This window comes from Paenibacillus sp. NAIST15-1, from assembly GCF_001894745.1.
Taxonomy (GTDB): Bacteria; Bacillota; Bacilli; order Paenibacillales; family Paenibacillaceae; genus Paenibacillus_B; species Paenibacillus_B suaedae.
The window spans coordinates 1-18018 of record NZ_BBYF01000026.1; the positions used below are offsets into that span (position 1 = coordinate 1).

General features: G+C 49.6%; 19 protein-coding genes. 12 read left to right on the forward strand and 7 right to left on the reverse strand.

All coding sequences use genetic code 11. The annotated features are described in order from the left end of the window. On the reverse strand, nt 1-747 hold a 747-nt coding region (locus PBN151_RS28740; RefSeq protein WP_175560826.1), incomplete at its 3' end, for a hypothetical protein. Nucleotides 748-975: 228 nt separating this feature from the next. On the opposite strand from PBN151_RS28740, the gene PBN151_RS28745 reads away from it, so the two are divergent. Both PBN151_RS28745 and PBN151_RS28750 read left to right on the forward strand, forming a co-directional pair. Beyond that, nucleotides 976-1239: a YqkE family protein gene (locus PBN151_RS28745; RefSeq protein ID WP_028532639.1), complete on the forward strand. Its 264-nt coding sequence runs from the start codon at nt 976-978 to the stop codon at nt 1237-1239. A 170-nt stretch (nt 1240-1409) separates the two neighbouring features. Next, nucleotides 1410-2051, forward strand: a complete 642-nt coding sequence (locus PBN151_RS28750) for a GTP pyrophosphokinase (protein ID WP_021262317.1) — start codon at nt 1410-1412, stop codon at nt 2049-2051. A 55-nt stretch (nt 2052-2106) separates the two neighbouring features. Here PBN151_RS28750 and PBN151_RS28755 read toward each other — a convergent pair whose 3' ends face one another. Beyond that, nucleotides 2107-3408, reverse strand: a complete 1302-nt coding sequence (locus tag PBN151_RS28755) for a hypothetical protein (protein WP_227775183.1) — start codon at nt 3406-3408, stop codon at nt 2107-2109. 381 nt (nt 3409-3789) lie between these two features. Between PBN151_RS28755 and PBN151_RS28760 the strand changes: the two genes are divergently transcribed. From PBN151_RS28760 to PBN151_RS28790, 7 genes are all read left to right on the forward strand, one after another. Beyond that, on the forward strand, nt 3790-4656 hold the full coding sequence (locus tag PBN151_RS28760) for an energy-coupling factor transporter ATPase (protein WP_072732042.1): 867 nt from the start codon (nt 3790-3792) through the stop codon (nt 4654-4656). Beyond that, complete coding sequence (locus tag PBN151_RS28765) at nt 4653-5528, forward strand: energy-coupling factor transporter ATPase (protein ID WP_072732043.1); 876 nt, start codon at nt 4653-4655, stop codon at nt 5526-5528. The genes PBN151_RS28760 and PBN151_RS28765 overlap by 4 nt, the downstream gene beginning before the upstream one ends. A gap of 4 nt (nt 5529-5532) precedes the next feature. Then, entirely contained in the window at nt 5533-6360 is an 828-nt protein-coding gene (locus PBN151_RS28770) for an energy-coupling factor transporter transmembrane component T family protein (RefSeq protein WP_072732044.1), read from the forward strand. A 61-nt stretch (nt 6361-6421) separates the two neighbouring features. After that, a complete protein-coding gene (locus tag PBN151_RS28775) occupies nt 6422-6988 on the forward strand; it encodes an ECF transporter S component (RefSeq protein ID WP_072732045.1) in 567 nt (188 codons plus the stop codon). Beyond that, nucleotides 6988-8016, forward strand: a complete 1029-nt coding sequence (locus tag PBN151_RS28780) for a P1 family peptidase (protein WP_072732046.1) — start codon at nt 6988-6990, stop codon at nt 8014-8016. Before PBN151_RS28775 ends, PBN151_RS28780 begins: the two co-directional genes overlap by 1 nt. Then, on the forward strand, nt 8013-9767 hold the full coding sequence (locus PBN151_RS28785) for a CocE/NonD family hydrolase (protein ID WP_072732047.1): 1755 nt from the start codon (nt 8013-8015) through the stop codon (nt 9765-9767). The genes PBN151_RS28780 and PBN151_RS28785 overlap by 4 nt, the downstream gene beginning before the upstream one ends. Nucleotides 9768-10087: 320 nt before the next feature. Beyond that, entirely contained in the window at nt 10088-10837 is a 750-nt protein-coding gene (locus tag PBN151_RS28790) for an alpha/beta hydrolase (RefSeq protein WP_072732097.1), read from the forward strand. A gap of 118 nt (nt 10838-10955) precedes the next feature. Here the strand turns inward: PBN151_RS28790 and PBN151_RS28795 are convergent, their stop codons facing one another. From PBN151_RS28795 to PBN151_RS28805, 3 genes are all read right to left on the reverse strand, one after another. Continuing rightward, nucleotides 10956-11684, reverse strand: a complete 729-nt coding sequence (locus PBN151_RS28795; protein WP_072732048.1) for a 3-ketoacyl-ACP reductase — start codon at nt 11682-11684, stop codon at nt 10956-10958. Nucleotides 11685-11707: 23 nt separating this feature from the next. Next, nucleotides 11708-12022 (reverse strand): antibiotic biosynthesis monooxygenase, encoded by a 315-nt coding sequence (locus PBN151_RS28800; RefSeq protein ID WP_072732049.1) that lies wholly within the window; start codon nt 12020-12022, stop codon nt 11708-11710. Between the two features lie 227 nt (nt 12023-12249). After that, the gene (locus tag PBN151_RS28805) at nt 12250-12540 is read right to left on the reverse strand and encodes a winged helix-turn-helix transcriptional regulator (protein WP_072732098.1); all 291 of its coding nucleotides are present in this window, start codon (nt 12538-12540) and stop codon (nt 12250-12252) included. A 437-nt stretch (nt 12541-12977) separates the two neighbouring features. On the opposite strand from PBN151_RS28805, the gene PBN151_RS28810 reads away from it, so the two are divergent. Beyond that, nucleotides 12978-13496: an NAD(P)H-dependent oxidoreductase gene (locus PBN151_RS28810; RefSeq protein ID WP_072732050.1), complete on the forward strand. Its 519-nt coding sequence runs from the start codon at nt 12978-12980 to the stop codon at nt 13494-13496. 274 nt (nt 13497-13770) lie between these two features. On the opposite strand, the gene PBN151_RS28815 is transcribed toward PBN151_RS28810, so the two are convergent. Together PBN151_RS28815 and PBN151_RS28820 are read right to left on the reverse strand one after the other, a co-directional pair. Next, nucleotides 13771-14577 (reverse strand): HAD-IIB family hydrolase, encoded by an 807-nt coding sequence (locus tag PBN151_RS28815; protein WP_072732051.1) that lies wholly within the window; start codon nt 14575-14577, stop codon nt 13771-13773. A gap of 63 nt (nt 14578-14640) precedes the next feature. Continuing rightward, entirely contained in the window at nt 14641-15282 is a 642-nt protein-coding gene (locus PBN151_RS28820; RefSeq protein WP_072732052.1) for a LysE family transporter, read from the reverse strand. An 83-nt stretch (nt 15283-15365) separates the two neighbouring features. Here PBN151_RS28820 and pdxR point away from each other — a divergent pair, with 83 nt between their 5' ends. After that, nucleotides 15366-16880 carry a MocR-like pyridoxine biosynthesis transcription factor PdxR gene (gene pdxR, locus PBN151_RS28825; RefSeq protein ID WP_370510462.1) on the forward strand — a complete coding sequence of 505 codons (1515 nt, stop codon included), beginning with the start codon at nt 15366-15368 and terminating at the stop codon, nt 16878-16880. A 288-nt stretch (nt 16881-17168) separates the two neighbouring features. Then, nucleotides 17169-18017, forward strand: coding sequence for an HAD family hydrolase (locus tag PBN151_RS28830; protein ID WP_072732053.1), 849 nt, complete (start codon nt 17169-17171; stop codon nt 18015-18017). The last annotated feature ends 1 nt before the right edge of the window (nt 18018 follow it).

Genomic DNA, 18018 nt, shown 5'->3' on the forward strand with positions numbered 1-18018 from the left:
AGCGCCAGTGTCGCCCGTAGCACCAGTAGCACCAGTAACGCCAGTAGCACCAGTAACGCCAGTAGCACCAGTAACGCCAGTCGCGCCAGTAACGCCAGTCGCGCCGGTAGCGCCAGTAGCACCAGTAACGCCGGTAGCACCAGTAACGCCAGTAGCACCAGTAACGCCAGTAGTGCCGGTCGCCCCCGTAGCGCCGGTCGCCCCAGTAGCCCCCGTAGCGCCAGTAACGCCCGTAACGCCAGTAGCGCCGGTAGCGCCGGTAGCGCCAGTAGCACCGGTTGTGCCGGTAGCGCCAGTAACGCCAGTCGCACCAGTAGAGCCAGTAGCACCGGTAGCACCAGTAGAGCCAGTAGCGCCGCTAGCACCAGTAGAGCCAGTAGCGCCGGTAGCACCAGTAGAGCCAGTAGCGCCGGTAGCGCCGGTAACGCCAGTAGAGCCAGTAACGCCAGTCGCGCCGGTAGCGCCGGTAGCGCCAGTCGCGCCGTTAGCGCCGGTAACGCCAGTCGCGCCGTTAGCGCCAGTGGCACCAGTAGCTCCTCGTTGTCCGTTGGCGCCCGTCGCTCCAGTTGGGCCGGTCGGACCCGTTGGCCCTGTTATACCTGTAGGTACGCCAGTCGGGCTCGTTGGGCCAGTATGAGGTGGGATTGGGACAAACGGGGGTGGAAATACATTTGCACAACTTTGCGGAGGGAAAATATTAGACCGGACTAGGTTGCTGTAGCTATTTTTCCTTAGATCCCCATCCATGGTGTATGCTCCTTCCTTCAGAATAAGTTGGATGGACAGAGACGATGTATTGGAAACAGACTAGTTTTCATAGGGACATTTCTACCAATACCCACAATGTATGTAGATGAATGTGTATCCGCAACACGAATCAGCAATCAATCGTATTACAGTTTAGGGTTGTCTGTGTGGAAGATGGTGCTTCATGAGGAATACTGCTATAATGAAAGGGAAATCGAGGTGATCAGAATGGGGAAAAAACGCAGAACAGCAGCGGCTCCGACTCAGGCTGCCACGGAGAAGCCGGCTACCTTGAAGGATTTGTTAAGTCCCGATGTCTTGAACAAGCTGAAGACTCAAGCCAAGGAACTGCAAGTCCAAGAAGACACTCGCAAGGAACAAGAGCGCCAGAAGGCTGAAGAAGCCCGCCGTGCAGAGCAGAAGAAGCTGGACAACAACTTCGAATATTTATTGAATAACAGCAGCCTGGATTGGCGCAAATATAAAAAGTAAGGAAAAGCGTGCAGACGAGAGAGTCTCACGCTTTTCCTTCTTTATACACCTTAAAATAAATGGGGGATCGTCTCCTTCCAATCCTGTACATTTGATCTCAGCGTCAAGAGGAGGTAATCTTGGTTATATAGTATTGTTACATTGTTCACATATCGGATGGAGGAGACAGCATGAACTTGCCTATCTTAAATAAATTTGAATTGTTCGAGGCGATACAGAAGCATTGGGGTGGCTTTTTTCGTCAATATGAAATGGCTCTGAACGAGCTTCAGAGTGATTTTCAAATCATTGATCTCGATTGGAAGACCAAATTCGGATATTCTCCGATCGAACATATGAAGGCACGGGTGAAGAATCCGCTGTCCTTGCTCAAAAAAATTGAACGCAAAGGGATTCCGTTCTCCATGGATGCGGTTCAGAACAATATTCGTGATATTGCGGGACTGCGGATCGTTACCACATTTCTGGATGACGTATACATGATGAAAGAGCACATCGAGCAGCGAGAGGATATCCAAGTGCTTCAAGTGAAGGATTACATTCAGAACCCGAAGCCAAGCGGCTATAAAAGTTTGCACATGGTGGTGAAGACACAGGTTATTCTCTCGCACGAAGTATTGTGGGTACCCGCTGAAATTCAGCTGCGCACATCTTCCATGGATTTCTGGGCAGCGACAGAACATAAGCTGAACTATAAATATGAAGGCGGAGAAGTGCCTGAGGATGCGCGCAACCAGCTCTATGAACTATCCAAATCCGCGTTCCAAATGGACGAGCAGATGTCCATGCTGCGTAATCAGCTGCTAAAATAAACGGAAACACCACAAGGCTCCCCTTGATAAGGAGAGCCTCTTTGTAATGTCCGAATTACTTGATGCCATGCCATTTGGCGAGGTGCTCCGCATGAGAGCGCAAATAAGCATGTGGGCCAAAAAATTGATCATAATAATCCAAATCCAAATGGTGGGTCTGCAAATACATAAGTGAAAAGACGGATGGAACCGTGGCAGGAAATTTGCCGAAGGCGTCATAAATGTATTGCGCCATATGGCTGACTGCTTCTCGGAACGGCTCATCGTGGATTTGTGCGCTGCCTCGTACTTGGCGGCTATCTTTCCATGGGCCTGGCGTATCGGGATGGAAGGGGCCGTTTTTGCCAAACTTGCGATCACAGAACGCATCCACAGCGGCGCGCATATCTGCAAAATGCGGCGGTGTAAACGAAGTGAACACTCCTTCAAGGCCGGTTGGATTAGGGAGCGACCACCGCTTGTCAGTATCATAGCGGAATCCAAGTCCAGGTACATTCGGATCCCCGCTAGCTCCGAGCACAGTAAGTCGGTCAATGCCGTCGAACATCCAGCCGCCTAATCCGAGTGCCTGCTGCATGAGCATGCCAGCATAGGTCGCGGTCGACAACTCAGCCGATAGCTCTGCCAACGAATATTGATCAAGGAATGTAAGCGGAAGTGGATTGTCAACATCGACAATGTCACGGAACTGCTCAATGCCCGGAATAGGTCGGTCGTTCACATCATCGTAAATGCACAGCCCATTTTGGACATAGAAGCATAGGTTTGCAATCGTATGCTGAGCCAAGTCTCCAACTGGAAAGACGAGCAGCGTACCTGGCTTGTTCGCAACCCATGAATTATGCCCCTCCATATAAGGCTCATAATTCGGAATATGTAGACGTTGATTGGAAATGCGGCGAATATTGCCAGAATAAGCTTGAATGAGGTCAATGAGACGATGGTTGCCATCTGAATCCCGTTCCGTGTACGGAGGTGTGTCTCGCGTGTCGAACAGATACGTTCCTGTGTCGTCGGTAAAGAAAATCTGAGAGGTATGGAAGCCAGCCGCTGATGGAAACGTTCGACCTGAGGCTGAGCCTGAATAATTGGATAGATGCGGCTTATATCGTTCATGACGGGTTACGGAATGATGCCAGCCGGTGACACCGCCAACTGCCAGGAGGATAAGAATTTTCTCTATTTCATCCAAGGGAAGCGACTCATGCTTGGACGTATAGGCCAGAGCTCCGTCTGGAATTTCAGCACCCCTAAAGAAGCGGCGTGAGCGCCGTCCGAATAAGGCGTCAAGCAGAGGGAATTGAAGCAAATCTTGAAGGGTTTGTTCATCGATATGATGATGGGTTTGAACAGACAAGTAGAAGGCCTCCTTTTTAATCGTAAAATAAAAAGGAGACACACCAATCCGTTAGAAGGATCGGGTGTCTCCAGTTGACTGGTCGAACCGCCGATGCGTATTCGCCTGTATGTTACGATGTATCATATTCCACTATATACGTAAATGTCAATAGGAATTATCAACATTAAATCCGTTCACATGTAAAAGAGCGTGCGCAAAACAATCGTTGACAGGTACATACGGCGGTGATAAGATTCTGTTCAAATCATTATAATCACATCGGAATTATAGGTTGATGTTGACCGGACGACCGGAGACGTTATTCCCTTCATGGGGAATGACGTCTTTTTTCGTTCCTGAGACACAGTTGTTAAATACTTCGAGAAGGAGGGAATTTATGTGGGTCCGATCATTCGGGTAGAACGAGTTTCTTTTCATTATGGAGAAAGTGAAGAGCGAATTCCAGTTCTCTATGATGTTGATTTCGAACTGGCACAGGGGGAAGCGGTGGCCATCGTCGGACATAACGGTTCCGGCAAATCCACCTTTGCCAAGCTGCTGAACGGGCTGCTTCTGCCCTCAAGCGGAGAGGTATGGGTTTCCGGTACGAATACGAAAAATGCGCAAGCTAGGGAGCGTCTCCGCTCGGCAGTAGGCATTGTGTTTCAACATCCAGACAATCAGTTGGTCGAGACGATCGTTGAAGATGACATTGCATTTGGGCCGGAAAATATCGGTGTGCCTCAAGATGAAATTCGTTGCCGTGTAGATGAGGCATTGGAAGTGGTGGGAATGTCGGCATTTCGAGACCGACCGCCACATCGCTTGTCAGGGGGCCAGAAGCAGCGTATTGCGATTGCAGGGGTACTGGCGATGCAGCCTTCTTGTATTGTGTTCGACGAGTCAACGAGTATGCTCGACACCTATGGTCGGCGGGAAGTGATGGAGGTGATCCAGCAGCTGCGCAATCAGGGGGTGGCCATCGTATCGGTTACTCATCATATGGAAGAGGTCGTTCAATTCGATCGTGTCATTGTGTTTCAAGAAGGCCGTATTGTACGTGAATGCACTCCGAGGCAGCTGTTCACGAATCACGAACAGCTGGCTGCCTATCATTTGGAGCCGCCAGAAATGAATCGAATAGCAGCGGGCGTTCATCGGCATGAAGAACTGTTCCGATCAGATCGGTTAACGGTAGCTGAAGTGGTGGATGAGTTCGAGCAAGTGGTGAGGTGGCAGCAGCGGAAGGAGGCGTTATCATCATGAGTTTGCCACAATATGCAGTACAGGTTGAGCAGTTGTCCCACACGTATATGAAGGGAACGCCATTCCAGCATGATGCACTTTACGATGTGTATTTTCATGCTAAGCCAGGGGAATGCGTGGCAATCATCGGACATACGGGTTCAGGCAAGTCGACGCTTATCCAGCATCTGAATGGCTTACTGCTTCCCCAAGCCGGGCAAGTCAACGTGCTTGGCCATGAATTGTCCGAATCGAAGCGCTCACTGTCCGAAATACGAAGGCAAGTTGTGGTTCTGTTCCAGCAGCCAGAGGATCAATTGTTCGAGAAATATGTAGCTGACGATATCGCTTACGGCCCGCTTCAATATGGATTGCCGAAGAAGGAGGTCATTCAACGCGTGAAGCACGCGATGGATTTCGTTGGGTTGCCGTTCGAAACAATGAGGAACCGACCTATCTATGCGCTTAGCGGTGGACAGAAACGCAAGGTCGCACTTGCAGGACTGTTAGCTCTGGATCCCCAAGTCATTGTGCTTGATGAACCGACTGCGGGGCTTGACCCGATGTCTCGTCAGGAACTGCTATACAAGATCAAGCGATTGTCGCGAGATGAGGGGAGAACCATCATATTTGTCACCCACAGTATGGAAGAAGTAGCCCTGCTCGCAGATCGAGTATATGTACTGGCAGATGGGAGCAATGTCGCTGATGGAACGACACGTGAAATCTTTGCTAATCGGGAGCTCATTCATCACTATCGGATTGGAACGCCGCAAAGTGTGGAGCTTGTTCATACGTTGATTGCGAACGGATATGACTTGAGCAGCAGCACGTTCGGAGTTGAGGAAACGGTAGTGGAAATAAGGAAATTGCTTCATCAGGAGGTGGGGTAGAACGATGGCAGAAGCATTTGATTCGGCTCGGCATATTACGATAGGGCAGTACATGCCGGGACGTTCACTCATCCATCAGTGGGATTCACGGTATAAGCTGGCGGCGTTCACCTTATATATTGGCGCTGTTGCCTTCTGTCAGTCTTATGCAGGTAATATAGCCGGACTCGCAATTAGTCTGTTCATCGTCTTCCTTGCGCGCATTCCAATCGGATATGCCTTGAAGGGATTGAAGCCTGCCCTTCCTTTTCTCCTAATTCTGGCCCTTCTTCAATTATTGTTCAATGGAAAAGTGTATGCGAATGGTCAGGTGTACTGGCAGTATGGATTCATTTGGCTGACAGAAGGCGGGGTACGGCTTGTCATTGTATCCACGATGCGGTTCGTAGATATGATGCTCCTCGTGAGTGTACTGACACTGACCACCACAACAACTCAGCTTGCACGGGCCATGCACAGCTTATTGCGCCCGCTGGAGAAGATGAAGGTTCCTGTGCATGCCTTCTGCATGATGATTACGATTGCCCTTCGCTTCGTTCCAACATTCGCGCTGGAGATGGATAAGATTCGCAAGGCGCAGGCTGCTCGCGGCGCATCCTTCGGTACGATCCCGTGGTGGCGGATCATCAAGCGAACACAATCGGTATTTCCCTTGATCATTCCGTTATTTCAATTAGCTCTTCAGCGTGCGGAGCAATTAATTGCGGCAATGGAGTCGCGAGGATACCGATCGCATGGCAGAACCTCGTTCCGTTCGTTTGAAGCGCGAACTGCTGATGTGATGCTCCTGTTTGTGGCGGTAGGAGCGGCCTATCTGTTGATTTGGCTGTAATGGAATGGACGATGAAGTGCCTTACATCCCTTTAACACAGATGAACAAGGAGGAACCCCCTATGAATTCAAATCCAGGTATTCGCAAAATTGTAATTGCCGGTGTTCTCGGCTCTATTGCCATCCTGCTTGGCGTTACTCAATTAGGCTTTATTCCTGTTCCGACCGCAGCGGGCACGGTAACTATTGTACATATCCCTGTCATTGTTGGAGCCATATTGGAGGGTTGGGGAGTCGGCACGGCCATCGGTCTGATTTTTGGCGTTACCTCCTTGCTGGAGTCTACCATTCCTTTATTTAAAGATCCGCTTGTCGCGCTTGTTCCGCGCTTGTTTATTGGCCTATTTGCTTATTTGATCTATGCTGCGCTAAAGCGAAAAAACGAGTACATTGCCATCGGTGCGGCGGGGTTTATAGGTTCAATCACAAACACGGTACTCGTACTGACGGCGGCTGTGCTTCGCAACTACTTGTCCTTAGAAGTGGCGGTTAGTGTAGGGCTTACCAACGGAATTCCGGAGGCGATTGTCTCCGTCATTATTACAACTGCTGTCGTTGCTGGATGGAAGAAGCTCACGCCGAGTCGGAAGCAGAAGGCGAAGCTGCTGAGCGAGGAGGTGGAGGGATAATGAACGGGCAGATTACGGATGTACCTGGTACACGGGTTGGCCAAGCGCATGATGAGGAAGGAATGACAGGATGCACAGTGGTGATCTGGGAAGACGGTGCGGTATGCAGCGTTGATGTACGAGGCTCTGCACCAGGAACCCGAGAGACCGATCTGCTCCAGCCAACCAATCTCGTGGAGCGCATACATGGCATCGTATTGAGTGGTGGAGGGAGTTTCGGTCTCGATGCGGCATCTGGCGTGTCAGACTATTTGGTGGAGAGAAATATCGGATTTGATGTAGGCTACGGGATTGTTCCGATTGTGCCAGCGGCTGTTCTATTTGATTTGTCTGTAGGCAGTCCGAATGCTCGGCCAGATCGTGATATGGGATACGCAGCAGCATCTGATGCGTCATCGGGAGATGTTGCTGAAGGCAATGTAGGTGCGGGATGCGGAGCCTCTGTAGGCAAGATCGGCGGGTTCGAGCGTGCGATGAAGGGTGGTATTGGAACGGCTTCGATCAAGCTGTCAAATGGGCTGGTTGTAGGAGCGATCGTAGCGGTGAATGCGCTTGGGGAAATTCGAGATCCAGATACTAGAGAACTGCTTGCTGGGCCGCTCAGTGATGAAGGCGAACTTCAAGATGGTGCAAGCCTACACTGGCTGAAGGAGAAGCCATTTTCATTTAAAGGGACAAATACGACGTTAGCCATTGTAGCCACCAATGCGAGACTGACGAAGACGGAGTTGAAGAAGGTAGCTGAAATGACACATGATGGGTTTGCGCGAGCAATCTATCCGGTTCATACGATGTACGATGGTGATATTGCCTTTGCTGCCTCCACAGGCTCAATCGAGGCCACAGTGGATCTCGTCGGAACACTTGCCGCAGATGTGGTTGCGGAAGCCATTGCAAGGGGAGTTCGCACGGCTGTTCGTGCTGGAGGGTTATTGGCTTACAAAGATTTGGCTTGCGGAGATGTGAATCCGGCTGTCCATAAGAATAAGCAGAAGGAACCTTATTATGGAGAGGCGACGTTGCAATGAGCACAGCCCATACAACCACAGCCCAAACAACCCCCACAAGACTCGCTGTCATCGTCGAAAGAGATGTACCGATTCCAATGCGAGACGGGGTGATTTTGTACGCCGATATTTATCGTCCCGAAACAGGGATTCACCCGGTGCTTCTATTGCGCACCCCGTACAATAAGGAAGATGCACAGACGATGAATTATGCGCATCCATCTTGGTATGCACAGCATGGGTATGTGGTGATTGTCCAAGATGTACGAGGAAGATGGAAGTCGGAAGGTGAGTTTGAGCCTTACCGCAACGAAGCTTGGGATGGCTATGACACGATCGAATGGGCAGCAGCCTTGCCTGATGTGATCCCGAAGGTGGGCACGTACGGCTTTTCTTATGCGGGAGCGGCTCAGTGGCATGCGGCAACTGCAAGACCTCCGCACTTGGCTTGTTTAACGCCCGCAATGACTGGATCGGACGCCTATCAGGGCGGTGTGTACCGCAATGGGGCATTTGCCCTCGCTTGCAATCAGTCGTGGATCATGTTCCTTACACAGAACACGGCTAGACGACATGGACGTCCCGAATGGGAGCGGGAGCTGGCGCGCGGGGGTTCTGTCATACATGGCTTGTACAGCACGCTGCCGCTTCGGGATATGCCGCTCATGAATGGTGAGTTTGCACCGTTCTATCAGGATTGGCTGCAGCATCCGACACGAGATGAATACTGGAGAGCACTGTCCATCGAAGAGCGATATGACCGCATTGACGTACCCGTCCTGCATATCGGTGGTTGGTATGATCCGTTTGTAGATGGAACCATTCGCAATTACGAAGGGGTTCAGCAGCAGGGGGCGAGTGAAGAAGCGAGGGAGAATCAATACTTGCGAATCACGCCGTGGTATCACATGCCATGGTCGCGATATGTCAGTGAGCTTGACTTCGGCATTGAGGCTTCGAATCGAGTGAATGAGTGGCAATTGGCATGGTTTGATCGGTGGCTGAAAGAGGATGAGCATGCACTGCAATCGTGGAGCATGATTAGCTACTTTGAGATGGGATCGAATCAGTGGAAGTATACTCAGACTTGGCCGCCCCCTCAGGTGGAGCTAACGAAATATTATTTGCATGGAGATCGGGCCAACTCCATAAATGGAGACGGTCGATTGTCGCAGGATTTACCGTTTGATGACCCGCTGCTTGCAGATACATACATCTATGATCCGCTCATTCCGGTTCCTGCGCTTGGAGGGCGATCGGGCGCAGTGCCCGACCTGACTCCGATGGGGCCGAAGCTGCAGCTAGCGAATGAAGTGCGCAATGATGTCCTTGTTTACACGACAGGGCCTCTTGATAGACCAGTGACAATTGCTGGGGAAGTTGTCGCTAGGTTGTATGCGTCGACGACAGCAGTCAATACCGACTTCGTTGCTAAATTGATGGATGTCTATCCAGATGGAAGGGCGTACAACATTGCCGAAGGCATTGTACGTACAGCCTATCGTCGCTCGTTGGAGCATCCAGAGCCAGTAGTTCCGGGAGAGGTGGTTGCTTATGACATTTCTCTCGGGCCAACCTCTATCGTTTTTCAACAAGGGCATGCGATTCGGTTAGAAATTACGAGCTCCTTGTTCCCGACATACGATCGGAATCCAAATAGTATGATCCCACCTGGGGATGTGACGATATCGGATTTGAAGCTTGCCACACAGACAATATTTCGAAATACGGATTATCCCTCGCATTTTATTTTGCCGATCGTAAAAGGTTGAGAGAAGGCCGCGTTCACGGTTGTTGAACGTGGCTTTGTTTATCCTCGGTTTGTGCTTATTTTATGAAGCTTCATATCTATAATGCGATCACAGGGTGGGATCACAAGGGTTACACTTCAAGTATCGGCAAATAGGCTTATTACCTTCTGTTGCTCATACATTGGAAATGGGGTTCTTTTGTAGGTAAGGAATCGATGTTTGATCAACGAGGGGAGAGGGGAACGGCTATGAATCAGGGAATGAACGGGGGATTTGTGGCAGGGAGTCAGTCATCTTATGCCAATATACAGACACAGTATGCATACGATGGTGCAAGAGATATGAATTGGTGTAGTCAATCCATAACATTTGTGCTCGTTCACGGCTCGTGGGGGGACTCGAGTTATTGGTGGAAGACGGCTGAAGTTCTTCATGGCATGGGGCATACCGTCTATACGCCGAATTTGCCAGGGCATGGAATGGATCGGAACAAGAATGTAACCCACGCCATGTATGTGGACACAGTCATTCAGTGTATTATTCATCATCAGCTTACGAATATTGTTCTTGTTGGTCACAGCTTCGGTGGAACGGTGATTAGCAAGGTAGTGGAGCTTGTGCCTGACCGTGTTCGGCGCCTTGTATATATGGATGCATTCGTGGTACGCAATGGATACAGCACGGCGGATGAGATTCCTCCCCAAGCCAAGCAGGAGTGGATTCAGTTGGCGCAGCAGTCATCTGATAATACGATCATGCTGCCCTTCGCCGTATGGAGAGAGACCTTTATGAACAATGCAAGTATTGAATTAGCGTTTCAAATTTATTGTACCGTTACACCAGAGCCTGCTGGGCCATTATTCGAGAAGCTGGATCTGACGGAATTTTATCGTTTATCTATGCCCAAAAGCTACTTGTATTTAACGGATGATACCGCACTTCCGCAAGGAGAACAGTATGGCTGGCACCCTCATATGTCAAGCCGACTGGGGATGTTCCGGCTTATTACAGCGCATGGTGATCATATGACTCCATTCCATATTCAGCCGCATCTCGTAGCGGAGAAACTTGTAGAGGCAGGGCGGGATTAAATGGCTTGGGGAAGCGGCACAGATATGCCGGCTTCATGCATAACAAAGGCTGGCTATAGGAGTATTCTCCTCAGCCAGCCTGAAAGTGCTGCAATGAATAGAAAATGGATAATTCGAATTACTGTGGATTTGTTGTCCAAATGCCAGCAGTCTTCACGAATACTCGTTGTGGAAGCTTAAGAGCCGCAAGGGCCAGTTCCGCTACGTCTTCTGGCTGCATCATGCGATCTTCGTCGCCAATGTTAAGACCTGCATTTACTGCGAGCTCTGTATTCACTGTGCTTGGCGTCAATGCAGTCACGCGGATATTGTGCTTGCGCACCTCCTGCATGAGCGCTTCGGTTAAGCCCATCACTGCGAACTTAGAAGCATTGTAAGCAGACCCTGTAGCGAAGCCGCGCTCGCCAGCTGTCGAAGAGATGTTAATAATGCTGCCTTCATTCTGCTCGATCATCGCAGGCAGCACAGCACGAGTTACATAGTAAGTTCCCATCAGATTAACCTGAATGATGCGTTCCCACTCTTGTGGATCCATGTCGACAAGCTTGCCGAATTTCGCAATGCCTGCATTATTGACAACGATGTGAATAGCACCCAACTGCTCCGTAAGGGAGGCAACAGCGCGGTTTACATCATCTTGTACCGCAACGTCAGCTGTAGCGATTGCGACGCGAATATCATATTTTGCAGTCAGCTCAGCTTGAAGTGCTTCAAGGTCAGCGCTCGTTCGAGCGATGAGTCCAAGGTGCACACCTTCTTGTGCCAGCGACTCAGCCAACGCTTTGCCAATTCCTTTGCCTGCTCCCGTAATCAGTGCGGTTTTGTTCGTAAGATCGTGTAATTTCATATTCAATAATCTCCTTCTGATGGTTATGCTTGTCCGTTATGACTAACAACAAGCTCATATTTGTTCAAAGAAGCGCCGAGCATGTATTGCTTGCTGTCGCTCGCACCCCGGTGAGATTCGCGGAAGGCCTCGCTAGATGTCCAGTTGCGGAACGACTCTTCGTTCTCCCACACTGTACATACCTTCAATTCCTCTTCGCCTTCTTGACCTGCTCCAAGCCATACCTCCATGCGAATGAATCCGCTCATTTGCTGAACGCCCTTGGCTTGCGCGAATCGCTCTGCCACTTGCTTGCCGAATCCCTCTTGAATTCGGATTGTGTTCGTAACGACTAACATGCTATCGCCTCCTATGTGCATGATGGTGTTGATGTTCATTTGTACAGATCATATGTCTGCCTCTCTATTATACTCGAACGCATGGACAAGATCACACCTTCGCATTCCATATGCACATTGGAAGGTTGTGGGTATGAGGTGCATTAGTTAACCGTGGCATAGATCCGAGATACATGCCCCAGGGCCACACAGGCAGGCTCTCTGGGCATGTGCGATATGGGTAGCATTCACTCGTGAGTATCTCCCATCACATTCCATGTGGTTCCCCAGTCCTTCATCGCATCGAAAATAGGACGGAGTGTTAGCCCCATCTCGGTTAGCGAGTATTCAACATGCGGTGGGATCTCGGAGAATACAGTCCGCTGGATAATATGCCGCTGTTCCAGTTCCTTCAATCGGAGTGACAGTGTGCGCGGACTAATTCCATGGAGCGAGCGCTCTAACTCTCCGAACCGCTTTGTACCGTAGAACAATTCACGCAGTATAAGAAAAGTCCACTTGCCTCCGATGATATTCATCGTATGCTCGATGGGGCAAGCAATGGTTGGAGTTGTCCCCGTAGTAGATTCGTGTTCTAGGTGCTCAAGTATAGTGGCTGGGGAGGCAGTAGATTGTGATGTTCCCTCTGGGCACGGTAAGGTTGTCGTTTGTTCTGAAGTTGACATGTGTATCCCCCCTTGGTGTCTATACTTCATTTAGTATAGTGCAATTCGTATGATATCGCTAATGTGCCATTCGTTAGGAAGACATCCATATTGAAATGCTGTGAGAGGGGGGATTCGCTTACAATAGAGGAGCATGGGCAGTCGATATCTTTACGATATCAAACGAACTGAAGAACATGGATGATTGCAGTTTGTTGGCACTTGCTGATTATGTAATGAATGACTTATGTATGATAAAATAGATGTGATATAAGTGTGATACTTGTTAGAGACAGAAGGAGAGGAATGTCATGAAGGTACTTGTCATTGTTGCACATCCCAACTTGGATGCATCCAACGTGAACCGTGCTTGGGCCGAAGAGCTTCGCAAGCATGATAACATCACCGTACACGAGCTGTATAAATCGTATCCAAATGGACAAATCGACGTCGAGAAGGAGCAGGCATTGTGTGAAAGCCATGATCGTATCGTATGGCAGTTCCCATTCTATTGGTACAGCTCGCCGCCATTGATGAAGCAATGGCTGGACAGTGTGCTTACATATGGCTGGGCATATGGCTCTGGTGGCGATCGCTTGCATGGCAAGGAGCTGATGCTGGCTGTATCGACGGGAAGTCCGCAAGAGAAGTATCAAGCTGGTGGTCTCAATCACTACTCCATGAGCGAGTTGCTGAAGCCGTTCCAAGCAACGAGCAATTTAATAGGCACGACTTACTTGCCGGCATTTGTGTTCCATGGTGCAATGGGCGCAGATGAAGCTTCGATTCAGAATAGTGTCAAGGAATACGTATCCTATCTGTTGAAATAGGGTGGAATGCAGGTTAGCTTCATATTGGGAATAGGAGTGTCCCATTTGAGGAGATTTTCCGAATAGACTGTTGAAGCCGTTCCAGGCAACGAGCAATCTTATTGATTCTAAGATCTTGCCTGCCTTTGTATTCCATGGCGCATTGGGCGCGGAGGAAGCTGCGATTCAGGAAAGTGCGAAGCAGTATATTTTATATATTGAAATAGGAAGCAGTGTTTATCTTCTATATAGAAAAGACAGCCCCGCTTGCAGTCGCAGGCGGGGCTATTGTCGATTACGAAGACAGAATGGTATCGGAAGAAGCGTCTGAACGGTCAGCAAATATTTCCCCGAACGCCAGCTCTTCAAGCTTAGCAATAATGCGATCTTCGGTATCGTCGCCAACTGGAATGCTGCACGATGCGTGTGGAAGCAGCTTATCGAAGCTGCCAATGGCAACAGCGTATCCAGCTTGCTCGAACATCGGAATATCGTTCATGTCGTTGCCGAAGCAGACGAATTGACCAGGGTTAATCCCGAATGAGCGCAGGGCAGCCATTTTGTTAACTCCAACGTTAGTCATGTCCAGGATGCCTTCCGCAGAGTGATAGTGAAGCGTTGTATTCAATGACTTGAGCTTTTCAGTGAGTTCCTCTAAGCGATTGCTGCCTAGAACAAGAATTTTAATGGTGCTGTGAATTTCGTTCATCGGTACATGAGCTGCCAATCGTAGGGGATCGACATTGAATAGGAAGGGATGTGAATCCTCCAAGTTATGTGCATAGTTCCACTCATCGTCTACGAGATATGAAGCCTCATATTGCTCCAGCAAGCTTATGATTGTATCTGAAGTTATCTGCGGAAGCGGGCTGCTTGCAAGACGTTCTCCCTTGAAATAGGTCATGGCGCCATTGGCGCCGATGAGCAGGTTTTGGTGAAAGCGTTCATCGAGCACGGGCAGCATATCCCGACACGGGCGGGCAGACGCGAAGCCGACGACATGTCCAGCTTCTTGAATGCGTGCCAAGCAGTCCATAATTGGTGCAGATACCGGCTGTCCTTTGAATGAAATTGTACCATCGATATCGAAAATGAAGTGCATGTGTGATTGTCTCCTTTGTATGTATAAGATAATCGCTAGTCGATCCAGCGGAAGTGACAGCATTTAAAAGAATGAGAGGGCTTGTTGGACGGCGGAATAGCCGAAATAGATGCCGAAGCCAATAAACACAATCCCTGCGGCAATCGATACGTATTGCATAAGTCGCGGCGTGACGGCTTTGCGGCTGACATGAGTCACGATTGCGACGAACAGATCCCATATGAGAATACCGACAATGATCGCACTGCTGTACAGCAAGGTATCCTGCTTGCCTATTACATCTATGGTCGATGCCATTACCGAGCCGTATATGCCAATCCAGAATACGATGTTAAGCGGGTTGGATAACGCCAGCAAGAAGCCCGATAAAAAAGAAGAACCGACATGTTCCTTCTTGGCATCTGAATCTGAGATCTGCACTGTAGATCTAGCCTCGCGAATACTCTCATATCCAAGATACAGCAGCAATATGAACCCTGCAATCCATAGGATCAGCTTGGCGAGCGGCGTTGTTAGGAACGAGGTGGCTCCATAATAGATAAGCAGCATGAATATGACATCGGTGCTCATTGCGCCAAGCCCTAAGAACCAAGCATTCCAGAATCCGTTTTTTAACCCGGCCTTAATCTGTGCGATGCTGATTGGACCGACGGGGGCTGAGAGAGACAGCCCGAGTAATATATAGCTGAACCATACGCTAGCCATCTGATCTTCCTTCCTGTCATTACGAAATAATGGTATTATTGTACTGACTATCTGTCCTGTTGATAAGTGGCAGATTTATAGATTTGGATGGGGACAGAGGTGAAATGAATATGCTTGAACTGACACCGCATATCGATGATCATGCAACAGAGCCGAAGTATGCACAGCTGTACAGTTATATTGCGAAGCAGATAGTGAACGGAACTTTAGTAGCGGGTACGCGTCTGCCTTCGATCCGAACACTGGCTGTTCATTTGCAGGTGAGCCGCAATACGGTTGAGGCAGCCTATCAGCAGTTGATAGCAGAAGGGTATGTGGAGAATCGCTCCCGAATTGGCTTGTTTGTTATGCCGATTGAAGGGGATGTGAAGCATGCAGAGAGTAGAGATAGAGGATCTGACCGAGAGCTAGCAGGAGGGTTCACAGAAGAAGTTGAACGAGAGCCGACGCAGCCATTACCAACTTCCGTATCGCTGGAGGACAGGGATGGATCTGATAAGGATGCAGAAATTGAGATTGATTTTCGCCATGGCAATGTAGATAGGGAGAAGTTCCCGTTAATCGTATGGCGGAAGTTAGCGAATGATTTGTTTCGATATAGGCAGGATGAGGCGCTGCAGTACGGACACCGTCAGGGCGAAGCGGGATTGCGCAGGGCCATTGCTCAATATTTGTACCAATCAAGGGGAGTGCGCTGCACGCCGGAGCAGATTGTGATGGGGGCTGGCATCCAGCAGCTGCTCATGCTTATCTGTCAGCTGATTCGCCAAGATACGCGTTCGATTGCGATGGAGGAGCCGGGATATGACGGGGCGCGGGCCATATTCTATCATCATGGCTTCGAGATAGAGCCGATTGCGCTGGAGGCTGAAGGCATATCTGTACAGCAGCTAAGAGAACGGAATGCTGGTGCGGTATATGTAACGCCGTCGCATCAATTTCCACAAGGCATGGTGATGTCTATTGCGAAGCGGATGCAGCTGCTGCAATGGGCGAACGAGAGAGGAAGCATTATTATCGAAGATGATTATGATGGAGAGTTCAAGTACGGTGCGAAGCCTGTCCCTTCACTGCAAGGGCTGGATGGGCATGGTCGGGTCATCTACGTTGGAACGTTCTCCAAGTCTCTGCTTCCTTCCATACGCCTAAGCTATATGGTGCTTCCTCCATGGCTGCTAACGCGGTATAAGCTTGAATTCTCTGCTTATGAGCAGACGGCTTCGAAGCTGCATCAGATGACAATGGAGCGATTCATGACAGAAGGGCATTGGGACAAGCATCTGCGGAAAATGCGCAAGCTGTATCAAGAGAAGCACAGCACATTACTGACAGCTCTAAAAAAAGAAATGGGCGATCGAGTCCGCGTAATTGGTCAGCAATCTGGACTTCACATCGTGCTTCAAGTGAAGCACGAACATCATGAGCAGCAATTAATTGATGCGGCAAGAACCGTTGGAGTCAAGGTGTATCCGACCTCGACTTATCGAATTCAGCAAGAAGCAGACGAGATGCCCTCCTTACTCATTGGCTTCGGTGGACTCAGTCTGCATCAGATAAGAGAAGGTGTTGAGCGGCTGAGTAAGGTTTGGTTCGGGTAATGGTTTGGCAGCTGCCTACTTATCATAGGAATCTTTATCTTTATATTCTATATTCGTAATTACTTTGTGCAAGGCTGATGAGGGCTGTAAAGCAGCTAGCATACTAGCACAGTAGAGTAAACTTAGTGTGCTTTGTGTTAGCATACTAGCAGCAGAATAACTTAATGTTAATATACTAGCAGTTGAGTATCTTGGTGTTAGCGTTCTAGCAGTAGAGTGAACGAAGTGTTGGCATGTGGGGCTTGTTATGCTTGTTGGGCAAGGGATAGGGAAGGAAGGAGCGAGCGGATGAGCAGCTGGGTTACATTTGATTTAGATGGGACATTGATGCAGAATTCATTTGCTGCATGGATCTTTCCGGAGATTACAAGTGTTGTGCGGGAGCAATTGCAATTGCGTACAGATATCGAAGTGTACGATGACACGAGTTTCGATATGGGGAAGCTTCTTCATGCGGAACATCGGAAGCGAATGGAAGCTGGTGAGACAGTTGCAGCCTACGATTGGGACGATATGGTGGGAGTAGTCCTTGCTGAACTCGGTGTGGCTCCAAGTATAGATATTCAAGTAGAACAACTCGTGCGCAAGCATGCAGAGCCGCCGACGAAGATCTATTTGCTCGAAGAAGGGGTGAAGACCGTTCTGGAGCAGTTGAAGCAGGATGGCTATCGATTGGCGGTTGCGACGAACGGATACTATAAATATCAATATCCTGTTCTCGAGGCGCTTGGCATTGCGGCATATTTCGAGCTTATCGTGACACCGGAGATTGCAGGCGGCGGCAAACCTGATGCGCATATGCTTCGTGCTATCCGTCAGCACGGTACAATCGCCGCACATGTTGGGGATCGGCTGGATCATGATGTGTACATGGCGAATCAATCTGGAGCAGCTTCTATCCTGGTGAACCGTAAGCTTCCACAGGAACTGCATCAGCTCGCTCCTGAACAGCGCGTGCATGAACAGATCTTCTTGCCGCTATGCAGCCAGCAGCTTCAGCGGGAATGTCAGAGCTTGCACAGGGAGCTGTTCGGGGATGACGAGTGCACAGTACTGCCGAAGCAGATTAGACCTGATTTCGTCATCCACAGCATCATGGAGCTTCCAGCCTGCTTAGCTGCATTGGCGGTCAGGTGAG

Coding starts and splice junctions, on each gene's coding strand:
- PBN151_RS28745 (WP_028532639.1), top strand. CDS start 976: ATGGGGAAAAAACGCAGAACAGCAGCGGCTCCGACTCAGGCTGCCACG.
- PBN151_RS28750 (WP_021262317.1), top strand. CDS start 1,410: ATGAACTTGCCTATCTTAAATAAATTTGAATTGTTCGAGGCGATACAG.
- PBN151_RS28765 (WP_072732043.1), top strand. CDS start 4,653: ATGAGTTTGCCACAATATGCAGTACAGGTTGAGCAGTTGTCCCACACG.
- PBN151_RS28770 (WP_072732044.1), top strand. CDS start 5,533: ATGGCAGAAGCATTTGATTCGGCTCGGCATATTACGATAGGGCAGTAC.
- PBN151_RS28775 (WP_072732045.1), top strand. CDS start 6,422: ATGAATTCAAATCCAGGTATTCGCAAAATTGTAATTGCCGGTGTTCTC.
- PBN151_RS28780 (WP_072732046.1), top strand. CDS start 6,988: ATGAACGGGCAGATTACGGATGTACCTGGTACACGGGTTGGCCAAGCG.
- PBN151_RS28785 (WP_072732047.1), top strand. CDS start 8,013: ATGAGCACAGCCCATACAACCACAGCCCAAACAACCCCCACAAGACTC.
- PBN151_RS28790 (WP_072732097.1), top strand. CDS start 10,088: ATGAATTGGTGTAGTCAATCCATAACATTTGTGCTCGTTCACGGCTCG.
- PBN151_RS28795 (WP_072732048.1), bottom strand. CDS start 11,684: ATGAAATTACACGATCTTACGAACAAAACCGCACTGATTACGGGAGCA.
- PBN151_RS28800 (WP_072732049.1), bottom strand. CDS start 12,022: ATGTTAGTCGTTACGAACACAATCCGAATTCAAGAGGGATTCGGCAAG.
- PBN151_RS28805 (WP_072732098.1), bottom strand. CDS start 12,540: ATGAATATCATCGGAGGCAAGTGGACTTTTCTTATACTGCGTGAATTG.
- PBN151_RS28810 (WP_072732050.1), top strand. CDS start 12,978: ATGAAGGTACTTGTCATTGTTGCACATCCCAACTTGGATGCATCCAAC.
- PBN151_RS28815 (WP_072732051.1), bottom strand. CDS start 14,577: ATGCACTTCATTTTCGATATCGATGGTACAATTTCATTCAAAGGACAG.
- PBN151_RS28820 (WP_072732052.1), bottom strand. CDS start 15,282: ATGGCTAGCGTATGGTTCAGCTATATATTACTCGGGCTGTCTCTCTCA.
- PBN151_RS28830 (WP_072732053.1), top strand. CDS start 17,169: ATGAGCAGCTGGGTTACATTTGATTTAGATGGGACATTGATGCAGAAT.